Genomic DNA, 22,443 nt, shown 5'->3' on the forward strand with positions numbered 1-22,443 from the left:
CACGGCATCAGATCCCGCCAGCGAGTCGGTAATAGGCCGCATTCCAGAGAATCTTGTTCTCGAACGCCTCCGCGGTCGTCGACTCGTCGATGACGAGCAGTTCCACGCCCGCCATCCTGGCGTAGTCCCGGAAGGCCTCCACGCCCGCAGCCGAGGACATGACGGTGTGATGCGCCGCGCCCGCCTGCAGCCAGGCCGTCGCCGAGGTCGGGAAGTCAGGCGCTGGCCGCCATACCGCGTGCCCGACCGGCAGCCGCCGCAGCGGCTCCGACGGCGGGACCAGTTCGACCACGTTCGCCACGAGGCGGAAGCGGTCACGCATGTCCGACAGCGCGACCACGATGCCCGGCCCGGGGTCCGCCGTGAAGACGAGGCGCACCGGGTCTTCCCTAGCCCCGATCGCCAGCGGATGGATCTCCAGCTTCGGCCTGCTCGTGGTCAGGCTGGGACACACTTCGAGCATGTGCGCGCCGAGGATGCGTTCGTCGCCCGGCTGGAGATCGTAGGTGTAATCCTCCATGAGCGACGCCCCGCCAGGCAGGCCCGCCCCCATCACCTTGGCCGCCCGGACGAGCACGGCCGTCTTCCAGTCCCCTTCGGCGCCGAAACCGTAACCGTCCGCCATCAGCCGCTGCACGGCCAGTCCGGGAAGCTGCTTCAACTCGCCCAGGTCCTCGAAGTTCGTGGTGAAGGCGCCGAAGCCGCCGTTGTCGAGGAAGGAGCGCAGCCCTCGCTCGATCGCGGCGCCGTCGCGGAGGGAGGCATGCCGCTCCCCACCGAACCGCAGTTCGGGCACGACGTCGTAACGCCCTTCGTACTCCGCCACGAGGGCGTCGATGTCCTGTGCGCTCGCATCGGCGACCGCCGCCGCGAGGTCGTTGACGCTCCACGTGTTGACCTGCACGCCGAAAACCGATTCCGCTTCGGTCTTGTCGCCTTCCGTGACGGCGACGAAGCGCATGTTGTCGCCGAACCGGGCCAGCTTCAGCGCGCGCGTCGCCGCCCAGCCGGCGGCGGCCCGGGTCCAGGTCGCCACCTGGCCCGTAACGCGCGGATCGGAGACGTGGCCCACGACGGTCTTGCGCCTGATAGCCAGCCTGCTCTGGATGTAGCCGAACTCGCGGTCCCCGTGTGCGGCCTGGTTCAGGTTCATGAAGTCCATGTCGATGGTGGACCAGGGCAGGGCGACGTTGGCCTGGGTGTGCAGGTGCAGCAGCGGCTTGTCGAGGGCGTTGAGTCCGGTGATCCACATCTTGGCCGGGCTGAACGTGTGCATCCACGCGATCAGGCCGATCACGGCGTCGTCATGGTTGGCCTCGAGCATGATCCGCCGGATGTCCTCGGGCCGGGTGAGGACCGGCTGCCACACGACGCGGACCGGGATGTCAGCGGACGCCGCGAGCGCGCCGGCGATGGCGCGCGACTGTTCGGCTACCTGCCGGAGCGTCTCCTCGCCATAGAGCTGCTGGCTTCCGGTGAGGAACCAGACCTCGAGACTTTGCAGCGCTTCAAGGCTGTCCTGCGCAGCCGGTGCGGGCATCATTCGCGCTCCCTGTCCCCGATGTGACCGTTCACGTCAACTGGTCATCGTACGGCGGCAGGCACTGTCCGCGTCAACGGCTGCACAGGCGACAGGGAGTTGCCCGGCGATCGGGACGCGGAGGCTCTCCACTGGCCAGACGATCGGAAAGAACCCGTGCCAGACGTTAAAGACAGCCCGGCGAGCGGTAGGGATAACTGAGGGTGGTGGAGCCATACCTGCCGCCAGACTCGGGGAAGGGGTGAATGCGAGGCTCCGCGCGTCCAGGTGGGCGGCGACCTGCGGAAGCTTCGCCTACAGGACCTGGACGACGAGGGCGCGCTGGGCGCGCACGGTTGCGGGTCTGGCTGCTCGAAGGATTTGCGTGGCGGCAGCGTTACCGAGACGTTAACTACAGACATGGCCCAGGGCCTTTCGTCCGTTGACTCTGAGGAGTTCCTGGTTTAGCTTGCCCAACAGAGGTTGTTGTTAACGTTCACAAAGTCCGTAAATCGGACGGCATGCGACTAGTTCGGAGGACGGCGGAAACCCTTGCGGCAAGCAGGATGGCCGCCTGACGAGTCCCGGCGGCCAGCACGGTCAACGCGGCCGAGCGAGCGCCGGCCGGGTGCAATGACGCGTCACTAGGTAGCGACTGATAACCGGAGGTCCGTATGGGCAAGATCGACCCAAAGGTCGACGAGGCAATCCAGACGCTCAACATGGGAGACGGGCCGACCCGCCGGAGGCTGCTCCAGGGCACCGGTCTGGTCAGCGCGGCGGGCGCCGCGTCGGCGCTGCTCGCCGCGTGCACCTCGTCGAGCAGCAGCTCGGTAGCCGCCGCCAACGGCAAAAACCCCTTCCCGGCGGTGCCCAACCAGAACTACTACTTCGTGAACCACGTCACCACGAACGCGTTCTTCACCCCAACACAGTACGGGCTCCAGGACGCGTCGGCGCTGCTCGGCATACCGAAGCCGGTGTGGAGCGGCTCTACCACCTCGAGCGTCTCCGAGATGATCAGCGCCATAAACACCGGGATCTCCGCCAAGGCGGCCGGGATCGCGACAACGGTCATCGACCCGCATTCGTTCACCACCCCGGTGGGCAACGCGATGAACGCCGGCATCCCGGTGCTCAGCTACAACGCCGACGGGATCTACAACCACGGGATTCCGGACATCGGCACCAACCGGCTGGCCTACGTGGGGCAGGCCCTTTACCTGTCCGGCCAGGCCATGGGCGAGCAGATCAAGACGCTCGTGCCGGGCGGCGGGGAGATCGCGATCTTCATCGCGACCCCGGGAACCGGCAACATCCAGCCCCGCTACGACGGCGCCGTGTCGGTGCTCGGCAGCAGCTACAAGGTGACCGAGGTCGCGACCGGCACGGTCGACTCCGCCGAGCTGTCGGCGGAGAAGGCGTTCATGCTCGGGCACAAAAGCAGCCTCAAGGGCGCGTTCGCGGTCGACTCCGGGTCCACCGCGAACCTCGCCGGGGCCCTCCAGGGGGCCGGGCTGACGATCCCGGCCGGCGGTTTCGACACCGACCCGCGGACGCTCAACGCCCTGAAGGCCGGCACGATCAAGTTCTCCATCTTCCAGGATCCCTACCTGCAGGGCTTCCTGCCCACCCTCTACCTCTACCTGTACAACCTGTCCGGCGCGCAGCTCGCGCCGCCGAACACCGACACCGGGCTGACCGTGCTGACCCCGAGCAACGTCAGCCAGATGCTGAAGGCCAGCCGGTACCAGGGCGGATCTTCGGCCGAGGCCTACATCCCGCGGCCCTCGGGCGCCATCAACCAGCCGATGGCGACGACGAGCACGTGACATCGCGCCGCGCCGGGCGGGGCAGGGCGGCTCTGGTTCTGCACCTGCCCGGCGCGGACGCGGCCTTGACACGGGTTTAGGCTGGCGGTGAATCGTGCTGGCACGGGCGCGGACACCGACAGCGGCAGCTTTGCCGGAGGAAAAACGGGAGATGAGTCCCAGTGAGTGACACGGTCCAGCGAACTGCAGGAGAGACCGGCGCCCCTCAGCGAGGGCAAGCGGGTGCCGGCGGTGGCCTCGGCGCCACGCTGATGCGATTCCTGCGTGTGCTCGGGCGGCAGCGCGAGGCGACCGTGTTCGTGATCGCGGTGGCCCTGTTCCTCTACTTCCTAATCGCCAAGGGGTCGGACTTCACCTCGAAGCCGAACCAGGTCACCCTGTGGTCCGATCAAGTGGCACCTTACGCCATCATCGCGCTGGGCGAGGTCTTCCTGCTGATCTGCGGCGAGATCGACCTGTCGGTCGGCTTCGTCGTCGGGTTCGCCCCCTATCTCATGCACTACCTGACCGACTTCTACGGCTTCCCCGGCCTGCTCGCGATGTTCTTCGCGCTGCTGCTCGGACTCGTGGTCGGCTGGGTCAACGGCTTCTTCACGGTCAATCTCCACGTGCCCTCGTTCATCACCACGCTGGGCACCGGGTTCATCTTGCTCGGGCTGATGAACACGACCTCGCACGACCAGCCGGCGGCCATTCCGGCGAACGTTATGGGCATCGGCAAGTGGATCACCTACTACGCGTGGGCGCCGATCATCTGGGCGGTCGTGCTCGCCGTGATCTTCCATATCGTGCTGACCAGGACCCGCTGGGGCCTGTACACGGTCTCCACAGGCGGGAACCTGCTCGGGGCGCGGGAGGCCGGGATCCGCGTGGGCCGGATCAAGTACGGCAACTTCATGATCACCGGGCTGCTTGGCGCCTTTGTCGGCCTGCAGCAGATGTACTACACGAACAACATCGCCCCCACCGCGGGCTCGTACCAGTGGATGTTCTACGCGGTCACCGCGGCGGTGATCGGCGGCACGGCGATGCTGGGCGGCGTGGGAACGATCATCGGCGCCTTCTTCGGCGCGGTGGTGCTGGGCATCCTGCTCGACGGGTTCCCGCTCATCGGCGTGAGCGCCGATCCGCTGGCCATCATCTTCGGCGGTGCCATCCTCGTCTCCATGGTGGCGAACGTACAGCTCACGCGGCTGCGGGAAAGGGGACAAAGCTGACATGACGGCGACGGAACCGGACGGCCAGGCGGCATCCGCGAGCCCGGACGGAGACATCCTCCGCTGCGAGCACATCTCCAAGAACTACGGCCGGGTGAACGCGCTGTCCGACGTGAACCTGCGGCTGGGGCGCGGCGAGGTGCTCGGGCTCCTCGGCGACAACGGCGCCGGCAAGTCCACCCTGCTCAAGATCCTGTGCGGCTTCCAGCCGCCCTCCTCCGGCCGGATCCTCCTCGAGGGCCGGGAGGTCACGCTGAAGTCGGTCGATTACGCCAGGTCGCTAGGCATTGACGCCGTCTACCAGGATCTCGCCCTGGTCAACCAGCTCACGGTGTTCCAGAACATGTTCCTCAACCGGGAGGTAATCCGCTGGCCGCTGGTGCGGAACGGCATCATGCGCAGGCAGGCCAGGGAACATCTCGACGAGATGGGCGTGCAGCTGCCGTCGGTGGACGCGCCGGTGGCCCAGCTCTCCGGCGGGCAGCGCCAGGCGGTCGCGGTGGCCCGCTCGGTCTTCTCGGACCCGAAGATCCTGCTCCTGGACGAGCCGCTGGCCGCGATGGGCGTCAAGGAGGGCGCGATCATCCTGGACCTGATCACCCGGCTGAAGCACGAAGGCAACGTCTCGGTCATCGTCATCGCGCACAACTACGCGCACGTGATCGAGGTGTGCGACCGGATCAACATGATCCAGGGCGGCCGGATCACGCTTGACAAGCGGACCTCCGAGACGTCGGCGGAAGAGCTCACCGACATGGTGGTAGACGAATACCGCAAGGCGCTCGCAGAGCGCCAGCGCTCAGCGTGACGGCCGCCTGCCGTCTTCACGGCCGCTGGCCGTACTCGGTCTGGTAACGGCGGTACAGCGCGTCGATCTGGTCCTGCGCGAGCGGGGTCAGCTCGCCGCGGCTGACGGCGAGATGCACTGTGGCGGCCACGTCCTCGCACATCACTGCCGCCTTCACCGCGTCGCGCGGGGCAGCGCCCACAGTGAACACGCCGTGGCTGCGCAGCAGCACGGCCGACGAGCGATGACCGGACAGGGTCGTGACGACGGCGCGACCGATCTCCTCGCCGCCGATCGGCGCGAACGGCCCGACGGGTATATCGCCGCCGAACTCGTCGGCCATCGCGGTCAGCACGCAGGGGATCGGCTCGCCGCGGGCCGCCCACGCCGTCGCGTACCGGGAGTGCGTATGCACCACGCCGCCGACCTGCGGCATGTGCCGGTAGATGTAGGCGTGCGACGCGGTGTCGCTCGACGGGGCCAGCTCGCCCGCGACCCGGGCGGCGGTCAGGTCGCAGACCACCATCGACTCGGCCGTAAGGTCGGCGTAGCTGACCCCGCTCGGCTTGATCACCAGCAGGTCCGTGCCCGGCACCCGGGCCGAGACATTACCCGACGTCCACACCACCAGGCCATTGCTGACCAGTTCCGCATGCAGTTCGGCGACCGTGCGCCGCATCTGGCGGATGGCGGCGCTGACGGCCGGGTCAGCCGGGTCAGCCGTCATGGCTGCTCTCCGTCATCCGCTGGGGGGCCTCCGCGTCCGGCGCCAGAGCGGCGTCCGCGGAATCCTGGCCGGCCGGGACGGGCTGGCTGATCACCCGGTCGCGGAGCGCGCGGAGCCGGTGCATGACCTCGTTGGTGCCGCGGCCGAGGTAGTCGTGCAGCAGCACGTACTCGGCGTAGAGCTGGTCGTAGACGCCGACGGCTCGCGGGTCAGGGGTGTAGCCCGCCGCGGACGTCCGTCCCATCGCCGACGCGGCCGTCGGCACATCGGGATAGGCGCCCGCCGCGACGGCCGCGTGAATGGCGGAGCCAAGCGCGGGCGCCTGCGCAGAGGCGACGAGACGCAGCGGCTTCCGGGTCACATCGGCGTAGATCTGCATGAGCAACTCGTTGCGCATCAGCCCGCCGGCGATGTCTATTTCGGTGACCGGCAGGCCGGCCGCCTCGAAGGCATCGATGATGACCCTTGTACCGAACGCCGTTGCTTCCAGCAGCGCCCGGTATATGTCGGGAGCGCGGGTGGCCAAGGTGAGACCGACGATCGCGCCAGACAGGTGATGGTCAACGAGCACGCTGCGGTTCCCGTTCAGCCAGTCTAGGGCGATCAGGCCAGCCGCGCCCGGCGGCTGGCTGGCTGCCTGGGCCGACAACAACTCGTGCAGGGTGAGACCGCGGCGGCGGGCCTCGGCATGGTATTCCGGTGGCACCGCTTGGTCGGCGAACCAGGCGAAGATGTCGCCGACCCCGGTCTGCCCGGCCTCGTAACCCCATGAGCCAGCGACGATCCCGCCGTCGACCACTCCGCACATGCCGGGCACCTCGGCAAGCACGCTCCCGTTCATCATGTGGCAGTTGGAAGTGCCCATGATCGCCACCAGATGACCGGGCGCAAGCGCGTTCGCGGCCGGCGGGGTCACGTGCGCGTCCACGTTGCCGACCGCGATGGCGATTCCCTCCGGCAGGCCGGTCCAGCTCGCCGCGCGCGCCGTGAGCGAGCCCGCCCGGCTGCCGAGCGGGAGAACCGGGTGCGCGAGCTTGTCGTCGGCGAAACCGGCGAAGTCGGGGTTCAGGGCCGCCAGGAACTCACGGGACGGATAGCGCCCGTCCTGGAAGATGCCCTTGTACCCGGCCGTGCAGGCGTTCCTAGTCTCGGTGCCGGTCAGCTGCCAGATGATCCAGTCCGCCGCCTCGATCCACCGCTGCGCGCGCCGGTAGACGTCTGGGTCTTCCTCGAGCAACTGCAGCGCCTTCGCGAACTGCCACTCGGCCGAGATCTTCCCGCCGTACCGGGCGAGCCACGGCTCGCCGCGGGAGAGGGCCAGCTCGGTAATCCGGTCTGCCTGGGACTGGCTGGCATGGTGCTTCCAGAGCTTTGGATAGGCGTGCGGGCGGTCCGTTAGCTCGGCGAACCCACAAAGCGGCGTTCCGTCGGCAAGCACTGGCAGCACCGTGCATGCGGTGAAGTCGGTGCCGATGCCGATCACCTGGGCCATGGCGATGCCGGCCTCGGCCACTGCGGCAGGCACCGCGGTCCGCAGCACAGCCAGGTAGTCCTCGGGATCTTGCAGCGCCCAGTCAGGCGGCAGCGGCCGACCGGTAGCAGCCAGCACGGTGTCCATGACGCCGTGCCGGTACTCATGGACGGCATTGCCGAGTTCCGCGCCGTCGGCGACGCGGACAACGAGCGCGCGCCCGGACAGGGTGCCGAAGTCGATGCCAACCACGCACGCGTCCATGCCTGAGATGTTCACGCCCACATATCGCATTCTCGGCTATCGGGGTCGCCCCAGCCACACCGGCTACCGGCGGGGCGGCGGAGCCCAACTGAACCGGACGATGAACTCCGGCACCATTGGTGGCAACGGCTGGATGTCGCGCCAGCACCACTGCCCCGTCCGGCTGGCCCGCGACTCAAGGCGTGACGATCACCTGCAGGCCTGTCCGGCGCTGCGCCGCGGCAAGGGGACCGCACGCTCCCGTTCGGTACGGCGGGAGGGGAGGGTGCGGCGATAGAATCGTGACGAGAAGGTGCCGGCCGCTGGCCGGCGTGACAGCGGAGGCAGCATGACATCAGCCGGCTCGGACGCCGGGCCAGGCCAGGCCGGTCGGCCGGCGGACGCCGGGCGCGGCGCGCCGGGTTCCGAGCAGGCCGGGCGGCCCGCCGCCGCGCGGCCGGTGCCGCCGGAGCCCGTGCTGCCCTGGCCCGTGCTTTCCGAGCAGAGCCGCGAGGACAACGACATCGCGTGGGGCGACTACCCTCGCCGCGACGACGAAGACCGCCTGTACCGCGACCGCCCGCCGCACTGGGCGGACCACTAGCCGTCGGCCCTGCACTCAGCCGTCGTTCGCGGCCTGCGCGGACGCCGATCGCGACGTCCAGCCGCCGCCGCTGCCCGCCCGACAGGGAGCCGATCCTGGCGTTCGCCTGGGCGGTCAGCCCGACCAGGTCGATCAGCTCGGCGGTGTCCCACGGCCGGGGGATCTCCGGCGTGCCGTACCGGGCATAGTAGCCCCGAGATGCTGCAGCAGCTCACGGACCCGCCACTTGGCGTGGTCTCGCCAGGACTGCAGCACCACGCCGAGCCGCGCCCGCCACTGCTCATCGCCACGGACGGGATCGGTGCTGAGCACGGTCACCTGACCGGCCGACCTGGCGCGGAATCCCTCGAGGATCTCGATCGTGGTGGTCTTTCCCGCGCCGTTCGGCCTGAGGAGCGCGACGACCTCCCGGGTGAGGATCTCGAAGTCGATGCCGTTCAGGACATCCTTCGCCCCGTACCGCATCCGCAGATCGCGAACTTCGGCTGCTAGATCAGACATGATGTACAGACGAAGATGTACTACATAGGCCGGTTCTGGTGAGGTGCTGGCCGCCCTCCGGCCGGCGAGCACCAGCGCGCCGCCGCACCGGAAGCCGCCGCCGACAGGGCGCGGCCGACGCCTCCCGCAGGCGCACCCGGGTAGCGGCCCTCGCCGGTCACACCGGTCAGGCAGAATCGAACATGATCACGGAAATTTTGATTACAACGGAAATTCCGCATGCGCATAGCGTGCAAAGTTTCCGCCAGGATCGGAGTTTCCGTGATCATGCGCCTGATATGCCCGAATTGTCGAGTTTCCACGATCCTGCCGCCCGGCAGACCCGAGCCGGGGCGGGATAAACCCGGCACCAGAGGCCCGCGGCCAATCAACGGACAGCCGGCTAGTGGCCGTAGGCGGCGGGGAAGCCGTCGCGCCAGGAGGGGTAGCGGAGCGTCCAGCCGAGTTCCTTCTTGGCCTTGAGGTTGGACGCGCCGCGTGCCTCGGTCATCATGGCCAGCGTCTTTCCCATGAGCAGGCGGGCGACCCAGGCGGGGACCCGGTAGGGCGGCTTCGCGCCGAGGGCGCGGGCCAGAGCGGGCAGCCAGTCGCGCATCGGGGCGGGATCGTCATCGGTGATGTTGTAGATGGCGGGTCCTTCGGTGTCGAGCGCGAGCACGGTCGCGGCGGCGGCGTCGTCCAGGTGGATGAACGACATGACACCGTCGCCGACCCCGATCAGCGGGAACTGCCGCTTGCCGATGGCCGTGATCATCGCGTTGTCCTGGTCGCCGTAGAAGCCGCCGTAGCGCAGCGCGATGCCGCCCGCCGCGGTGACCGCCCGGTCGTTGTGCGCCATCGCCTCGAACATCAGCCGCGCCGAGGGCGGAGGCTCGGTCAGCGGGTCAGTCTCGTCCTTCACCGGGCCCCCGGTGTGCGCGTAACGGAAGGGGGCGAAGCTCTGCGCGATGAATCGCGGCACGCCGGCCTCGCCGGCGGCGGCCAGCAGGTTGTCGGTGCCCGTGGTGCGCAGCAGGTTGGTCGGGCCGAACGCGCGGTCCATGTTGCGGGAGAAGGAGATGCCGCTCAGGGCGGTGGACTGGTAGATGATCGCGTCGGGACGTGCCTGGGCCACCACGGCACGCGCCGCCGCCGCGTCGAGCACGTCCAGCACGGCAGGCTCGGCGCCGAGCGAGCTTAGCTGCCCGGCCTTGGCCGCCGAACGGGAGGTACCGGTCACCTGATGGCCGCGCTCGGCCAGCAAGGGGACGAGGCGGGTGCCGATCACGCCGGTCGCACCCACGACAAGGACTCGCATGACGACAATTCCCTTCTGTCGGGCCCTGCCGCGAAGCCGTTGCACCGCATTGTCCGCAGGGCAGTTCCTCCGGTTGGCTGCCCGCGTGTCACGCCGGGGAGCGTTCCCGTGTCACTGTTGCTGACACGGGAACAGGAGGAAGCGTGACAGGGGTGCGCGGAGAACGGCCCGGGAAAGGCCCCGGTGCGGGAGAACAAGACTCGGTGAAGTCCGGGGATGCCCGGCTGGCTGAGCTATTCGAGGAGCACCGCGGACGGCTGCGAGCGGTGGCCTACCGGATGCTCGGCTCGCTGGAGGAGGCCGAGGACGCGGTGCAGGAGTCATGGGTCAGGTTCGCCGCGGCCGGCGTCAACGGGGTGCAGAACCTGGGCGGCTGGCTGACCACCATCGTGACCAGGGTCTGCCTGAACGTGCTGCGCGCCAAGGCGGCAAGGCCGGAGACCCTGGCCGGGCCCCGGGTGCCCGACCCGGTGCTCAGCCCGGCGGACGGGCCGACGCCTGAGCAAGAGGCTTTGCTCGCCGACTCGGTCGGCCTTGCGATGCTGGTGGTGCTCGACACGCTGACCCCGGCGGAGCGGGTCGCCTTCGTGCTGCACGACGTGTTCGACGTGCCGTTCGGCGAGATCGCCCCGATGCTCGGCCGCACGCCCGAGGCGTCCAGGCAACTGGCCAGCCGGGCGCGGCAGCGCGTCAGGACCGCGGGCACGCACGAGCCGGACAGCACGCTCGCCGCGCAGCGGGCGGTGATCGACGCCTTCTTCGGCGCCGCGCGGGCTGGCGACCTGGCCACGCTGGTGGAACTGCTCGACCCCGACGTGGTGCTGCGCACCGACGGCTTCGTCGCCGGGTCGGCGCTGCTGCGCGGCGCGGACACCGTCGCGCGGGCCACCCTCGGCGGCGCGCACCCGCAGGCGGAGTTCCGCCCGGTGGTTGTCAACGGCGTCGCCGGCGTGCTCATCACGCTGCGCGGCCGGCCAGCGGGGCTGATGGCCTTCACCATCGTGGCCGGCCGGATCACCGCGGTCGACGGCATCACCGACCCGCACCGGCTGCGCCGGCTGGTGGCCGAGCAGGGCCTGCTCGACGCCCCCGATCAGCCGGGCGCCCCTGATCAGCCGTAGGTGGGGTACTGCGGCCAGCCGGGCGGTGAGTCCTCCCAGTCCTGCTGCCGGCCATAGGGCGCCAGGTCGAGGATGTTGTTGACGAACAGCACCCGGTCCACGCCGCGGGACGTCGTCGAGTAGGTCCGGTACACGTCGTCCCCGTCGCGCAGGAACAGGGACAGCAGGAAGCCCGCGCCCGCCCCGCAGTCGTCGGCGAACGTCGTGCCGTGCGAGGAGTAGAACGGCAGCGTCCAGCCGCGCTCCTTCTTGTAGGCCTCGATCTGCGGCAGCGGCATGTTGGACACCGTGGCCCAGGCCACCCCGGCCTCGTTGAGCCCGGCCAGGTGGGCGACGTTGTCGGTGAACCAGGTGCAGCCCGGGCAGAACGCGTCCGGGCCGCGGTCCATGAACTGGTAGATGGCGAGCTGAATCTGGTCGCCGAACAGGTCTAGCAGCGTCTTCGGCCCGTCCGGCGAGTCAAACTGGTAGTCGTTGCGGAAGGCCACCATCGGCAGCCGACGGCGCCGCGCGGCGATGGCGTCCTGCGCCCTGGTCGCCTCCTTCTCCGCGACGAGCAGTTCATCGCGCGCCTGCTGCCACTCCGCGGCCGACACAATCGGCGGTTTTTCCATGCTCAGCCTCCTGCCATTGCTCCGGTACACGATGGGCTTGCCTAGTAAGACGCCAGTGGCCCTTCCAACTAATCGCTGCCCCCGGATGCGGTCAGGCACTGGCAAGTCGCCCGTCCTGCTCGGCCGGTCTTGAAATGCGGCGCGCGGCCGGGTGCGCCGCAGGCCGGGGATCAGCGCGACGGTGACCGCGAGCGACGCGCAGCCGAGGATGCCGATCGCGGTGGCGGCGGCCCGGTGGCCGCCGCCAAGCCACTGTGCCAGCGAGCCGGCCAGCACCGCGGCGATGCCCTGCATGGCCATCATGCCGGTGGAGTAGAGCCCAAGCAGCTGGCCGCGCACGTCGGCGGTGGTGTGCGCGATCAGCCGCTCCTGCAGCGGCAGGCTGGCCGCGTAGCCGGCCGACGCGCAGAAGCCGAGCGCGAGCGCGACCGCGAGCGGCGGATGAAGGAGGAACAGAACGTAGGGTGCCGCGAGCAGGAACCGCAGCGGCTCGATCAGCCAGGTCCGCGCGGCGGCGGGCAGCACCCGGCCGACCATGACGTCGCCGGTCAGCATGCCGGCGGCGGTGGCCGCCATCAGGTATCCGGCTGTGCGGGCGCCGAACGGGATGAACAGCGACTCGCAGCCTACGACCAGGCCGTTCGGCAAGCAGCCGGCGAGCAGCAGCGGGCGCAGCAGCGGGGAGCCGAGGAGCATCCGGTTGACCTTGCGAGAGCGGCGCAGCAGGCGCTGGCCGGTGACCCGCGGCGGATGGTCACCGATGCCGAGGCGCACCACGCCGATGGCGGCCGCTGCCGCGCACGCCGCGACGACGAACAGTCCCGACGTGGTCAGCGCCGTCAGCAGCAGCCCGCCGAGCCCGTACCCGGCTACCTGCATGCCGCCGACCGCGAGGTTGATCGTCGCCCGCCCGAAGACGTAGCCACCTGGCGGCAGGATGTCGGAGACCAGCGCCAGCATCGACCCGCTGGTCGCCGCCAGCGCGATCCACGGCAGCGCCAGCAACGCGAACCGCGCGCCCCACGGCATCCCAGGCACCGCCTGCAGCAGGTTCGCCGTGGCCATGACCATTGCGACGGCCATCAGCGCCTGCCGTGGCCGCAGCAGGTCCGCCGCGGACAGCGTGAACCAGGAGGCGGCGAGCCGGATGAGCGGCCCGCCGAACATGGACAGGCCGGTCAGCACCGCGTTGCCCGTGGCGTTGTAGGTAATGGTGCCGAGGGCCAGGCTGCTCGCCGCGGCGGCGGCGTTGGCCAGGCACTGGGCGGCGAAGATGGCACGGAACTCGGGTACGGCGAACAGCTCCCGGTAGGTACGCACCCGGCGAGTCTGCGGCAGCGGAACGGGTGCGCGCTAATCTTTCGCAGATACGCGAAACGTCGATGGTGATGGCGGGGGAGCGGCGGACAGCGGGGGCGGCAGCGGAAGGGAGATGGCATGGGCACCTGGCGGGTGGACTCCGACCTGCTCGCGAGGGCGCGGTTCGCGGTGTCGCAGAAGGCGGAGGTGGTCTGCGCGCTCGAGGCGCTTGTCAAGCCGGCCGACCCGGCCGCGCGTGCCTTCCACGGCGCGCACCACGTGGCGTTCGAGGCGATGCTCGACGAGCGTCCCGTCCGCAGGGACCTGATCGCCAACAGCTTCCGGCCGCGCCGCGGCGACCAGCCCGGCTGGATCGCCAACTACCTGGCGGCACCGCCGCCCGCGCCCGAGGCGACGTTCGCCGACGAACTCGCCCGCGTGGCGGCCACCTCCGACGAGGCGCTCCGCGTCGACTTGCGGGACACGATGGCCGGCCCGCTGCCGGGCTCGCTTGAGATGGCGGGACTGACTGAGCAGGCCGCAACCGTTATGGACTGGATCTGGACGCATACCCTCGCGACGGACTGGCCGCGGCGGGAGCGGCTGCTGCGCGCGGACATCGTGGCCCGCACCGGGCAGCTTGCCAGGCACGGCTGGGCCGCGGTCCTGCGCGACCTCGGTCGCAACCGGGAGTGGGCAGGGGACGGTCAGCTGCGGATCAACCGATTCGACCGGCCCACCCGGGTGCTGCCTGGGGACGCCGAGCTGTCGTTCATCCCTGTCACCTCGAACGCGAGCTGGGTCGGCTGGACCGAGCCGGTGCGCTACGCGATCTACTATCCCGTGGCCGGCCGGCTCGCGCCTGGCGACGCCGTACGGCGCGGCGGCCTGGAACGGCTGGTCGGCGCGAACCGCGCCGCGCTGCTCCGGCTGCTCGACCAGCCGCTCGGCACCACGCACCTGGCGGCGAGCACGGGACTGCCGGTCGGCGCGGTCGGCAACCATCTGCGGATCCTGCTCGACGCGGGAGTCGTCGCGCGCCGCCGCTCCGGCCGCCACGTGCTCTACTGGCGCACCGCGCTCGGCGACTCGCTCACCGCCGCCGGAGGCGGCTAGCGACAGGGCCGCCGGAGGCGGGTGACGACAGGGCCGCCGGAGGCGGCTGACGACAGAGGCGCCGGAGGCGCCTAGGGACACGCGGTGCAACCGTTGGCGGCCGTGTCGCGCGCGCCTTCGTTGAGCCGATCGGCCTGGCGGGTATTTGATCTGAGGTGGGCGGGGCTCACGATACCGCTGCGATACCAGCGGTCCTTGTTGCCCAAGGGAGAAAACGGGTCATGTCGAATCATTTCACCGGCCTCAGCCTGGGGCCGCCACTCGGCGATCAGCGGCTCGATCTGTGTGACCTGTACGCGTTCGGGGTCCCCGGCAGCCCGCAGCGGACGGTGCTGATCCTCAACGCCAATCCCAACGCCGATGCCCTGCACCCGCACGCCGTCTACCGGCTGAACATCGACAACGACGGCGACTACCTGACCGATATCGCCTTCAGCTGGGTCTTCGCCCCGCCGGGACCCGACGGCGCCCAGACGTTCAGCGTCTTGAAGGCGACGGGCCGCGCCGCGCGGGACCCGGACGCGGTGGGTGACAGGATCGTCGAGGGGGCCGGCGTGTCCTTCGGGCCGCGTGCCGAGTTCGTGACCGCCGGAGACACCAAGATCTTCGCGGGCAGCCGGAGCGACGCGTTCTACTTCGACTACGACGGCGTGCAGAACCTCTTCGACACCAGCGGCGGCCGGAACTTCACGGCTCCGCACCTCGGCGGGACGTCCCCGTGGACCGGCGTCGACTCCAATGCCGAGGCCAACGTGTTCTCCATGGCGATCGAATTGCCGACCGCCGAGCTCACGCCGAGCCCCGAGCTGCATGTCTGGGGCCGTTGCAGCGTATGGGCCGACGGTGAACTGCTGCACGTGGACCGGGCGGGCCATCCCTCGGTGAGCAGCTTTTTCAACACCGACGAGACCAAGGAGGAGTACAACGCGAGCGAGCCGGTCAACGACCGGGCGCGGTGGACCGACCAGTTCGTCCACCTGCTTGGGCACACCGGCGGCTACACCCCCGACGAGGCGATCGCCGCGCTCGACGAGCACGGCCTCCTTCCTGACGTGCTGCGCTTCGATCCCGCGCGGCCGGCCGCGTACCCCAACGGCAGGATGTTCACCGAGGACGTCATCAACATCCGGGTGGCATTCCTCACCAAGAACGAGGCGCCGCCCACCGGACTCAGTCCGCACACCGACACGCTGGGCTCGTTTCCCTATCTCGGCAACCCGCACCAGAGGTAGCGCGCGGCTGGTCAGGCCCCGCCGGCCGGCCGCATCGCGGGCACCGTCTCGCTGGTCACCAGGCCCTGCTCGCGGGTCAGCTCGTCGATGATGGCGAAGGCGGCGAGGATCCGCGCGGGGGAGTCGATCACGACGGTGACCACGGGGACGTGCCGGCCAAGCTGGAGCAGCCGGTCCCCGTGCGGTGCGTGGTCGCCGTGGAAGCCCCAGACGCCGCGCTGGGTGGTCGCGCCACTGATCCCCGCGGCCCGCAGCCGGCGGAGGATGGTCCGGTGCACCGGCTGGCCGTCGTGCAGTGCCGCCTCCGACGTGTACACCATCAGCTTCTGCCACAGCGGCAGCCCTGTCGCGTCGGTGCCTGCGACGGTGGCGTTGACGGGGGGCGGCGCAGTGCTAGCAGGCACCGAGAGGGACTGCCCGTCCCGCTTGCAGATCCGGACCCGCTCAAGCGTCAGCAGCGGCTGGCGGAGAAGCGCGCCGAGCTCGGGCAGCACCGTGCCGATCCGCTGCCCCGAGCCGACGGCGATCACCATCATCGGCGTCGCCGCGTTGCGGCTGAAGAAGGCGGCGCGTTCGCGGCGGCCGTGTGCGGTGCCGTCCACGCCGAGCAGCGCCGTGGCACCCGCGACTCCTCGCCGGTGCAGCAGGTCGCAGACGGCGATGAAGGCGGGGACGCGGAACACCCGCTCCTGGCGGCCCAGGTAGATGGTGAGCTTGGTCTGCTCGTGCACGTCCTCGCGCGGTACCGGTTCGCCGTCGCCCGCGCGCACCAGGCGTGCCCGTTCCAGGGTGACGAGCCCGGTCCCGGTGAGCCGCGCGGCCTGCTCGACAAGCGGCTCGATCCTGGCGCGGGTATCGACCGCGACCGCGATCAGCGGCAGGTCCTCGGACAGGGTCAACGTCCGGTCGGTGCGCGGATGCCTGCTCGCGCCGAACCCCTCGGCGCCGCGCAGCAGGACGCTGGTAGCGATCTCGTGCCGCCCGTACAGGTCGAGCAGCGCGTCGGCCGCGAACCGGCCCGCGGTCCGCTGACGCTCGCCGAAGTAGCTGGTCAGCTTGATGGCGTCGCCGTTCACTGGGCCGCCGTTCACAGGGCGCCGCCGATCAGCCGGCCGAGCGCGGTGGCGGCCACCCCGAGCACCAGGCTGACCGCGATGTTCGCCACCGCCCTGCGGTACTGGCGCTCCTCGGTGAGCCGCTGCGTTTCCAGCATCCAGGTGGAGAAGGTGGTGTAGGAGCCGACCGCGGCCGTTCCGCCGAGCAGCGCCGCGTCGTGGCCGAGCGCGAGCCCGGTGAGCAGCCCGAGTACCACCGCGCCGGACAGGTTCACCACCAGCGTGCCGTACGGGAAGTCGCGCCCCGACGCCGAGGAGACGAGGCCGTCCACGTAGAACCGCAGCACAGAGCCGGTGCCGCCGATGAGGACCACCGCGGCCCAGACGAGCGCGTTCACCGGCGCACCCGAACCCTGCGCACCAGTGTGGTCGCCAGGTGCACCGCCGCGTAGCCCGCCGCGACGCTCGCCGTCGTGTAGCCGGCGGCGAGGCCGTAGGCGTGCGCGCTGAGCATCTTCAAGATCTCCACCTGCATCGTGGAGAACGTGGAAAGGCCGCCACACACGCCCGTGCCGAGCAGTGGCCGGCGGTAGCTGGACAGCGGGAGCCGTTCCTGCAGCCGGGTGACGAAGTAGCCGAGCAGCAGGGCCGCCACGATGTTCACCGCGAAGGTCGGCCACGGCCACTCGGTGGCGGAATGCGGGAACGCCTCGGCCAGTGCGGCGCGCGCCAGGGTGCCGAGCGCGCCGCCGACGAAGATCGCGATGATGGTCTGGGCGTCCGCCCGTGGCGGCACCAGCCGGGCCCGGCGCGGCGCGGCGGGGCCGGCCACGAGGTCGACGGCATCGGGCATGGACATCTGGCGTGAGGCAGCAGGCTCAGGCATGCGGAACGACTCCTCAGTCACGAACTTCGGACCTAGAAGCCATTAGCCGCGCACCGTGCAGGCGAGGACGGGACGGCGGTTCGCGAAGCGTCGCGGCTTCGCACCAGGGCATCATCTGGCCGCAGTTGTTGATTTTACCGCCCACCGGGAAGGTGCTCTTCCCCGGCGGGTGGCGGACGCCATGATTGCGTTATATCGTGAGATTAGGACGTGCCGTGAACCCGGGATGACCAAGGAGGTGCGGGCGGTGCGAGACATCATGAGGCTCGTGTTCGGGCGCGAGGAAGGCATCCTGTCCGAGCTGTTCGGCGGGGATGACGCGGACGGTTTCGGCATGGCCGATCGGGCCCGCAGGGCCGGCGAGTGGTGCGGGACGACGCCGGGCTCCGATGCCGGGAGGGCGGGCGCCTCGCGCCACGTTCCGCGCGTCATCGACGAGGAATTCCGCATCTTTTAACACCGCCCATCGCCTGAGACTGGTGATGGTTTGTTTAACGGGATATGTCTATGGTGTGAGTGGTGCGTTGCGGGGTATGCCTGCGGCGGACCTGTAGCCAAGTCCCGACCGCGAACCCCCATGTGTCGCAATGCCGGGCCGCAGCCGTCGAAGGAGCCGGTGTTATGGACGTTGAGGTCATCGTTGAGACCCCGCAGGGATCGCGCAACAAGTACAAGATCGACCCCAAGACCGGGCGCATCAGGCTAGACCGGATGCTGTTCACCTCGACGGTCTACCCCCTGGACTATGGCAAGATCCCGCAGACCCTGGCCGAAGACGGCGACCCGCTTGACGTCCTGGTCTGGCTCGACGAGCCCACCTTTCCCGGCTGCCTGATAACGGTGCGCCCGATCGCGGTGTTCTGGCTTAACGACGAGCGCGGCCCGGATGCCAAGCTGCTCGGCGTTGCCGCTCACGACGTCCGCAAGGGCCGTATCAGGGACCTGTCCGACGTGCCGCGTCACCTGCTCAACGAGATCGGCCACTTCTTTGACATCTATAAGGAGCTTGAGCCGGGCAAGTCGACCGACGTCCGGGGCTGGATGGACTGCGCCGAGGCGGAGCGCGTCATCAAGGAGGCGGAGGCGCGAGCCGGAATAGTGCCTGGCCAGCGTACAGATGTGACTCGTGTGACTGAAGTGAAGATTGCTGGCCAATAGTGTGATCATAGAGAAATGTAAATTAACCTGCTTGAAACGCATGTTCGGGAGACTATGGCGACTGTCAACTGAACCTTTTTCATCCTGACGACGCCCGCGGGCTGGACCTCAAAGACGAGGGACAGGTTGAAATGGTTCCCCTGCCCTGGAGTCACCCCGCATGGCCCTACTCGAGACCACCGCTGCCGCCGCTGCCGAGCGCGCCAAGCTGCAGCGGCATTTTGGCCGCTTCGACATCCTGTTCTTTCTCATCTGCACGATCGTCGGCGTCGACACGATCGCCTCCGTGGCGAGCAGCGGCGGTGAGGCCTTCACCTGGATGCTGATTCTGGCCATCGCCTTCTTCGTGCCGCAGGCGCTGCTGTTCGCCGAACTCGGCTCCGCGTTCCCGCAGGAGGGCGGCCCGTACTTCTGGACCAGGCTCGCCTTCGGCCGCCTCGTCGGCGCCGTCAACAACTTCCTGTACTGGATCACCAACCCGGTCTGGATCGGCGGCACCCTCGCGGGCGCCTGCGTCGGCGCCATCGAGGTCTTCTTCCACAACGGGAACCCGCTGTCGACCATGTGGTTCTACGTGGTCGCGCTCGTCTTCGTCTGGGTCTCCGTGCTCGCGGCCATCTTGTCGTTCTCGCAGGCGAAGTGGCTGCCGACGGCCGGCGCGTTCGCGCGGTTCGCCCTGCTCGGCCTGTTCACGGTCTCGTGCGCCATCTACGCCGCCAAGCACGGCGTGCACGGCCTCGGCGGCAGCGCCTACAAGCCGTCCTACGCCGGCTTCGTCGCGCTTGTCGGCGTGCTGCTGTTCAACTACGTCGGCTTCGAGCTGCCGAGCAGCGCCGGCGAGGAGATGACCAACCCCAAGCGCGACGTGCCGTTCGCGATCGCGCGGTCGGCGGGGGCCAGCGTCCTGCTGTACGCGCTGCCGGTGCTCGGCATCCTGATCGTCCTGCCCGCCACGGCGGTCACCAACTTCGGCGGGTTCGCCGACGCGATGAAGGACGTATTCACCGTGTATGGCGGCTCCATCGCCAAGGACGGTACCCCCACGCTGAGCGGCGCGGGCACCGTCCTGGCCGGCGTCGGCGCGGTGCTGTTCATCCTGTGCCTGCTGACCTCGGGCGTCACCTGGATCATGGGGTCGGACCGCGCGCTCGCGGTGTCCTGCTACGACGGCGCTGGACCGCGGTTCCTCGGCGTGATCAGCGCGCGCTTCGGCACGCCGGTCCGGGTGAACATCTTCAGCGGAATCGTCGCGACCGGCATCGTGGTTCTCGCCGAGACCATCACGAGCGGCAACGCCGCGAAGTACTTCGGTGCGGTGCTCGGCGTCACGATCTCCACCACGCTCATCAGCTACCTGGGCATCTACCCGGCGGTGTGGAAGCTGCGCCGGTCGCACCCGGAGGTCGCCCGGCCGTTCCGCATGCCGTGGATGAGGCCGCTGACGGTGCTGCTCGTGGCGCTGATCGTGATCGCCACCATCCAGCTGATCGCGCCGGGTCTCGGCGACTCCTGGTTCGGCTCGAACTACGCGCCATCCGGCTGGGACCCGTCGCAGAAGTGGATCTACCTGCTCACCGAGGCAGTCCCCGTGCTCTGCTTCGCCCTGGTCGGCGTCCTGTTCTGGGCGCTCGGCAGCAGCACCCGAGCCCAGGTCGTCACGCTCGATCCGGTCGAAGCCGAGCCGGTGGAATAGCGGCAGGAAGTACGGATACGAGGCCCCGCGGCGCGAGCGCCGCGGGGCCTCGTCATGCTGGCAGGCCGCCGTGAGATGGTGACGGGAGCGATGAGAGGGGGTTACGCGTGAGCACGATCGAGATCCCGGACGGCTCGCTGTTCGGGCTGGACAATCTCCCGTACGGGGTGTTCTCGCCCGCGAACGCCCGGCCGCGTGCGGGGGTCCGGGTGGCGGACAGCGTCATCGACCTCCATGCGGCGCTGCGCGACGACGCGTTCGCCGCGCCGTCGCTCAACCCGTTCATGGCCGAGGGGCCGGCCCGCTGGGCGGCGGCCCGGGCCAGGATAACCGAGCTGATCATGGCGGGGGAGTTGCCGCCTGGCGCGGTGCACCCGCTGCGGGAGGTGAAGCTGCGGCTGCCGTTCGAGGTCGCCGACTATGTGGACTTCTACGCCTCCGAGCATCACGCGGCCAACCTTGGCCGCCTGTTCCGGCCGAACGCCGAGCCGCTCATGCCCAACTGGAAGCACCTGCCGGTCGGCTACCACGGCCGGGCCGGCACCGTCGTCGTCTCGGGCACCGGCATCGTCCGGCCGTCCGGCCAGCGCAAGGAGCCCGATGACCCGGTGCCGGTCTTCGGCCCGTCAATCAGGCTCGACATCGAGGCCGAGGTCGGTTTCGTGATCGGCGTTGGCTCCCCGGTCGGCACCGCGGTGCCGACCGGGGCGTTCGGCGACCGGGTGTTCGGCGCCGTACTCGTCAACGACTGGTCCGCGCGCGACCTGCAGGCCTGGGAGTACGTGCCGCTCGGGCCGCACCTGGGCAAGTCGTTCGCCACCTCCGTGTCGCCCTGGGTGGTGCCGCTCGCTGCGCTGCAGGCAGCCCGCGTCCCGCTGCCTGGCCAGGATCCCCAACCGCTGCCGTACCTGCGCGAGTCAGAGGACTGGGGGCTCGACATCGACCTGGCGGTGGAGTGGAACGGCGAGGTGGTCTCCCGGCCGCCTTACGCCAGCATGTACTGGTCACCGGCCCAGATGCTCGCGCACATGACGGTCAATGGCGCGGCCACCCGCACCGGCGATCTGTTCGCCTCGGGCACCGTCTCCGGTCCCGCCCGGTCGCAGCGCGGCGCGTTCATCGAGCTGACCTGGGGCGGCGCGGAGCCGGTGACCGTCGGGGGAGAGCCGCGGGGGTTCCTGCGCGACGGCGACACGGTGACCATCACCGCCACCGCACCCGGGGAGTTCGGCGGCCGCATCGGCTTCGGCGAGGTGACAGGGAAGATCCTGCCCGCTCGCGCCGAGCCCTTCGGCGTGGACAGCTGACGAAACCGTCACGAGCAAGAGGAGCGACACCGATGAAGCCGGAACAGACGCTGACCTGGATGCACGACGGCACGCGCAGGCTGCTCGGTGACGTGGCAGGGCTGTCCGACGACGCGTTCGGCGAGCCGACGGCGCTGCCCGGCTGGAATCGCCGCTACCTGCTCGCGCACATCGCCGCCAACGCCGACGCGCTGCGCAACCTGGTCCACTGGGCGCGCACCGGCGAGGAACGGCGGATGTACACCTCGACGGAGCAGCGCGAGGCCGACATCGCGGCGGGTGCCAGGCTCCCGGCGGCGGAACTGCGCGCCTGGATTTCCTCCTCGTCCCAGGCGCTCGCCGCCGATCTCGACGGACTCCGCGACGGCCCGGCGTGGGAGGCGACGGTGATCACCGCCCAGGGCCTCACCAGGTCCGCGAGCGAGATCCCGTGGATGCGCGACCGCGAGGTCTGGATCCACGCGGTCGACCTGCGCGCCGGCACCACCTGGGGCGACCTGCCCGCGGGCTTTCTGACGGCGCTGCTCGACGACGTGACATCCCGCCGTTCGGCCACGGGCGGCGGCCCGGCGCTCGCCGTCACCGCCACCGACACCGGTCACACCTGGGAGGTGGCGGGCACCGGCACCCCGGTCCCGGTCAGCGCAACGCTCGCCGGCCTGGCCGGCTACCTGACCGGCCGCACTGGTACTGCCGATACTGGCGCCGCCCTGCCCGCCGCCCCCGCGCTGCCCCCCTGGCTCTAGGCCCGGTCCGATCCTGGC

General features: G+C 69.8%; 21 protein-coding genes. 12 read left to right on the top strand and 9 right to left on the bottom strand.

Annotated features, from left to right (window positions below):
- Positions 1–7: 7 nt before the first annotated feature.
- Positions 8–1,543, bottom strand: a complete 1,536-nt coding sequence (gene araA, locus EAS64_RS37090; protein WP_246116060.1) for an L-arabinose isomerase — start codon at positions 1,541–1,543, stop codon at positions 8–10.
- A gap of 650 nt (positions 1,544–2,193) precedes the next feature.
- Here araA and EAS64_RS37095 point away from each other — a divergent pair.
- The 3 genes from EAS64_RS37095 to EAS64_RS37105 all read left to right on the top strand — a co-directional run bounded on the left by EAS64_RS37095 (position 2,194) and on the right by EAS64_RS37105 (position 5,376).
- A complete protein-coding gene (locus tag EAS64_RS37095; RefSeq protein ID WP_145860933.1) occupies positions 2,194–3,351 on the top strand; it encodes a substrate-binding domain-containing protein in 1,158 nt (385 codons plus the stop codon).
- Positions 3,352–3,602: 251 nt separating this feature from the next.
- The gene (locus EAS64_RS37100) at positions 3,603–4,568 is read left to right on the top strand and encodes an ABC transporter permease (protein WP_145860935.1); all 966 of its coding nucleotides are present in this window, start codon (positions 3,603–3,605) and stop codon (positions 4,566–4,568) included.
- 1 nt (position 4,569) lies between these two features.
- Positions 4,570–5,376 carry an ATP-binding cassette domain-containing protein gene (locus tag EAS64_RS37105; protein ID WP_145860937.1) on the top strand — a complete coding sequence of 269 codons (807 nt, stop codon included), beginning with the start codon at positions 4,570–4,572 and terminating at the stop codon, positions 5,374–5,376.
- A 16-nt stretch (positions 5,377–5,392) separates the two neighbouring features.
- Here the strand turns inward: EAS64_RS37105 and EAS64_RS37110 are convergent, their stop codons facing one another.
- Together EAS64_RS37110 and araB are read right to left on the bottom strand one after the other, a co-directional pair.
- On the bottom strand, positions 5,393–6,082 hold the full coding sequence (locus EAS64_RS37110) for an L-ribulose-5-phosphate 4-epimerase (RefSeq protein ID WP_145860939.1): 690 nt from the start codon (positions 6,080–6,082) through the stop codon (positions 5,393–5,395).
- Entirely contained in the window at positions 6,072–7,817 is a 1,746-nt protein-coding gene (gene araB, locus EAS64_RS37115) for a ribulokinase (protein WP_145861393.1), read from the bottom strand. Before araB ends, EAS64_RS37110 begins: the two co-directional genes overlap by 11 nt.
- A 328-nt stretch (positions 7,818–8,145) precedes the next feature.
- Between araB and EAS64_RS37120 the strand changes: the two genes are divergently transcribed.
- Positions 8,146–8,400, top strand: a complete 255-nt coding sequence (locus EAS64_RS37120; RefSeq protein ID WP_145860941.1) for a hypothetical protein — start codon at positions 8,146–8,148, stop codon at positions 8,398–8,400.
- Between the two features lie 132 nt (positions 8,401–8,532).
- Here the strand turns inward: EAS64_RS37120 and EAS64_RS37125 are convergent, their stop codons facing one another.
- A complete protein-coding gene (locus tag EAS64_RS37125) occupies positions 8,533–8,901 on the bottom strand; it encodes an ATP-binding cassette domain-containing protein (protein ID WP_439333639.1) in 369 nt (122 codons plus the stop codon).
- 382 nt (positions 8,902–9,283) lie between these two features.
- A complete protein-coding gene (locus EAS64_RS37130; protein ID WP_145860943.1) occupies positions 9,284–10,198 on the bottom strand; it encodes an NAD-dependent epimerase/dehydratase family protein in 915 nt (304 codons plus the stop codon).
- Between the two features lie 143 nt (positions 10,199–10,341).
- On the opposite strand from EAS64_RS37130, the gene EAS64_RS37135 reads away from it, so the two are divergent.
- Positions 10,342–11,319, top strand: a complete 978-nt coding sequence (locus EAS64_RS37135; protein ID WP_246116061.1) for a sigma-70 family RNA polymerase sigma factor — start codon at positions 10,342–10,344, stop codon at positions 11,317–11,319.
- On the opposite strand, the gene EAS64_RS46445 is transcribed toward EAS64_RS37135, so the two are convergent.
- The gene (locus EAS64_RS46445; protein WP_145860945.1) at positions 11,310–13,253 is read right to left on the bottom strand and encodes a DUF899 family protein; all 1,944 of its coding nucleotides are present in this window, start codon (positions 13,251–13,253) and stop codon (positions 11,310–11,312) included. The genes EAS64_RS37135 and EAS64_RS46445 overlap by 10 nt on opposite strands.
- 117 nt (positions 13,254–13,370) lie before the next feature.
- On the opposite strand from EAS64_RS46445, the gene EAS64_RS37145 reads away from it, so the two are divergent.
- Together EAS64_RS37145 and EAS64_RS37150 are read left to right on the top strand one after the other, a co-directional pair.
- On the top strand, positions 13,371–14,348 hold the full coding sequence (locus tag EAS64_RS37145; RefSeq protein WP_145860947.1) for an ArsR/SmtB family transcription factor: 978 nt from the start codon (positions 13,371–13,373) through the stop codon (positions 14,346–14,348).
- Positions 14,349–14,569: 221 nt separating this feature from the next.
- Positions 14,570–15,580 carry a DUF4331 family protein gene (locus EAS64_RS37150; protein WP_145860949.1) on the top strand — a complete coding sequence of 337 codons (1,011 nt, stop codon included), beginning with the start codon at positions 14,570–14,572 and terminating at the stop codon, positions 15,578–15,580.
- A gap of 11 nt (positions 15,581–15,591) precedes the next feature.
- Here the strand turns inward: EAS64_RS37150 and EAS64_RS37155 are convergent, their stop codons facing one another.
- The 3 genes from EAS64_RS37155 to crcB (EAS64_RS37165) are packed head-to-tail and all read right to left on the bottom strand — an operon-like array spanning position 15,592 to position 17,521.
- Positions 15,592–16,671, bottom strand: a complete 1,080-nt coding sequence (locus EAS64_RS37155; RefSeq protein ID WP_222849888.1) for a DUF190 domain-containing protein — start codon at positions 16,669–16,671, stop codon at positions 15,592–15,594.
- On the bottom strand, positions 16,668–17,033 hold the full coding sequence (gene crcB / locus EAS64_RS37160; protein ID WP_145860953.1) for a fluoride efflux transporter CrcB: 366 nt from the start codon (positions 17,031–17,033) through the stop codon (positions 16,668–16,670). The genes EAS64_RS37155 and crcB (EAS64_RS37160) overlap by 4 nt, the downstream gene beginning before the upstream one ends.
- Positions 17,030–17,521, bottom strand: a complete 492-nt coding sequence (gene crcB, locus EAS64_RS37165; RefSeq protein ID WP_222849889.1) for a fluoride efflux transporter CrcB — start codon at positions 17,519–17,521, stop codon at positions 17,030–17,032. Before crcB (EAS64_RS37165) ends, crcB (EAS64_RS37160) begins: the two co-directional genes overlap by 4 nt.
- Before the next feature lie 226 nt (positions 17,522–17,747).
- On the opposite strand from crcB (EAS64_RS37165), the gene EAS64_RS37170 reads away from it, so the two are divergent.
- The 5 genes from EAS64_RS37170 to EAS64_RS37190 all read left to right on the top strand — a co-directional run bounded on the left by EAS64_RS37170 (position 17,748) and on the right by EAS64_RS37190 (position 22,425).
- Positions 17,748–17,978 carry a hypothetical protein gene (locus tag EAS64_RS37170; protein WP_145860955.1) on the top strand — a complete coding sequence of 77 codons (231 nt, stop codon included), beginning with the start codon at positions 17,748–17,750 and terminating at the stop codon, positions 17,976–17,978.
- A gap of 164 nt (positions 17,979–18,142) precedes the next feature.
- The gene (locus tag EAS64_RS37175) at positions 18,143–18,679 is read left to right on the top strand and encodes an inorganic diphosphatase (protein ID WP_145860956.1); all 537 of its coding nucleotides are present in this window, start codon (positions 18,143–18,145) and stop codon (positions 18,677–18,679) included.
- Positions 18,680–18,839: 160 nt separating this feature from the next.
- Complete coding sequence (locus EAS64_RS37180; RefSeq protein WP_145860958.1) at positions 18,840–20,372, top strand: APC family permease; 1,533 nt, start codon at positions 18,840–18,842, stop codon at positions 20,370–20,372.
- A 107-nt stretch (positions 20,373–20,479) separates the two neighbouring features.
- Positions 20,480–21,679, top strand: a complete 1,200-nt coding sequence (fahA, locus tag EAS64_RS37185; RefSeq protein ID WP_145860959.1) for a fumarylacetoacetase — start codon at positions 20,480–20,482, stop codon at positions 21,677–21,679.
- 32 nt (positions 21,680–21,711) lie between these two features.
- Positions 21,712–22,425, top strand: coding sequence for a maleylpyruvate isomerase family mycothiol-dependent enzyme (locus EAS64_RS37190; protein WP_222849890.1), 714 nt, complete (start codon positions 21,712–21,714; stop codon positions 22,423–22,425).
- Positions 22,426–22,443: the final 18 nt, after the last annotated feature.

The organism is Trebonia kvetii, assembly GCF_007827045.1.
GTDB classification, from domain to species: domain Bacteria; phylum Actinomycetota; class Actinomycetes; order Streptosporangiales; family Streptosporangiaceae; genus Trebonia; species Trebonia kvetii.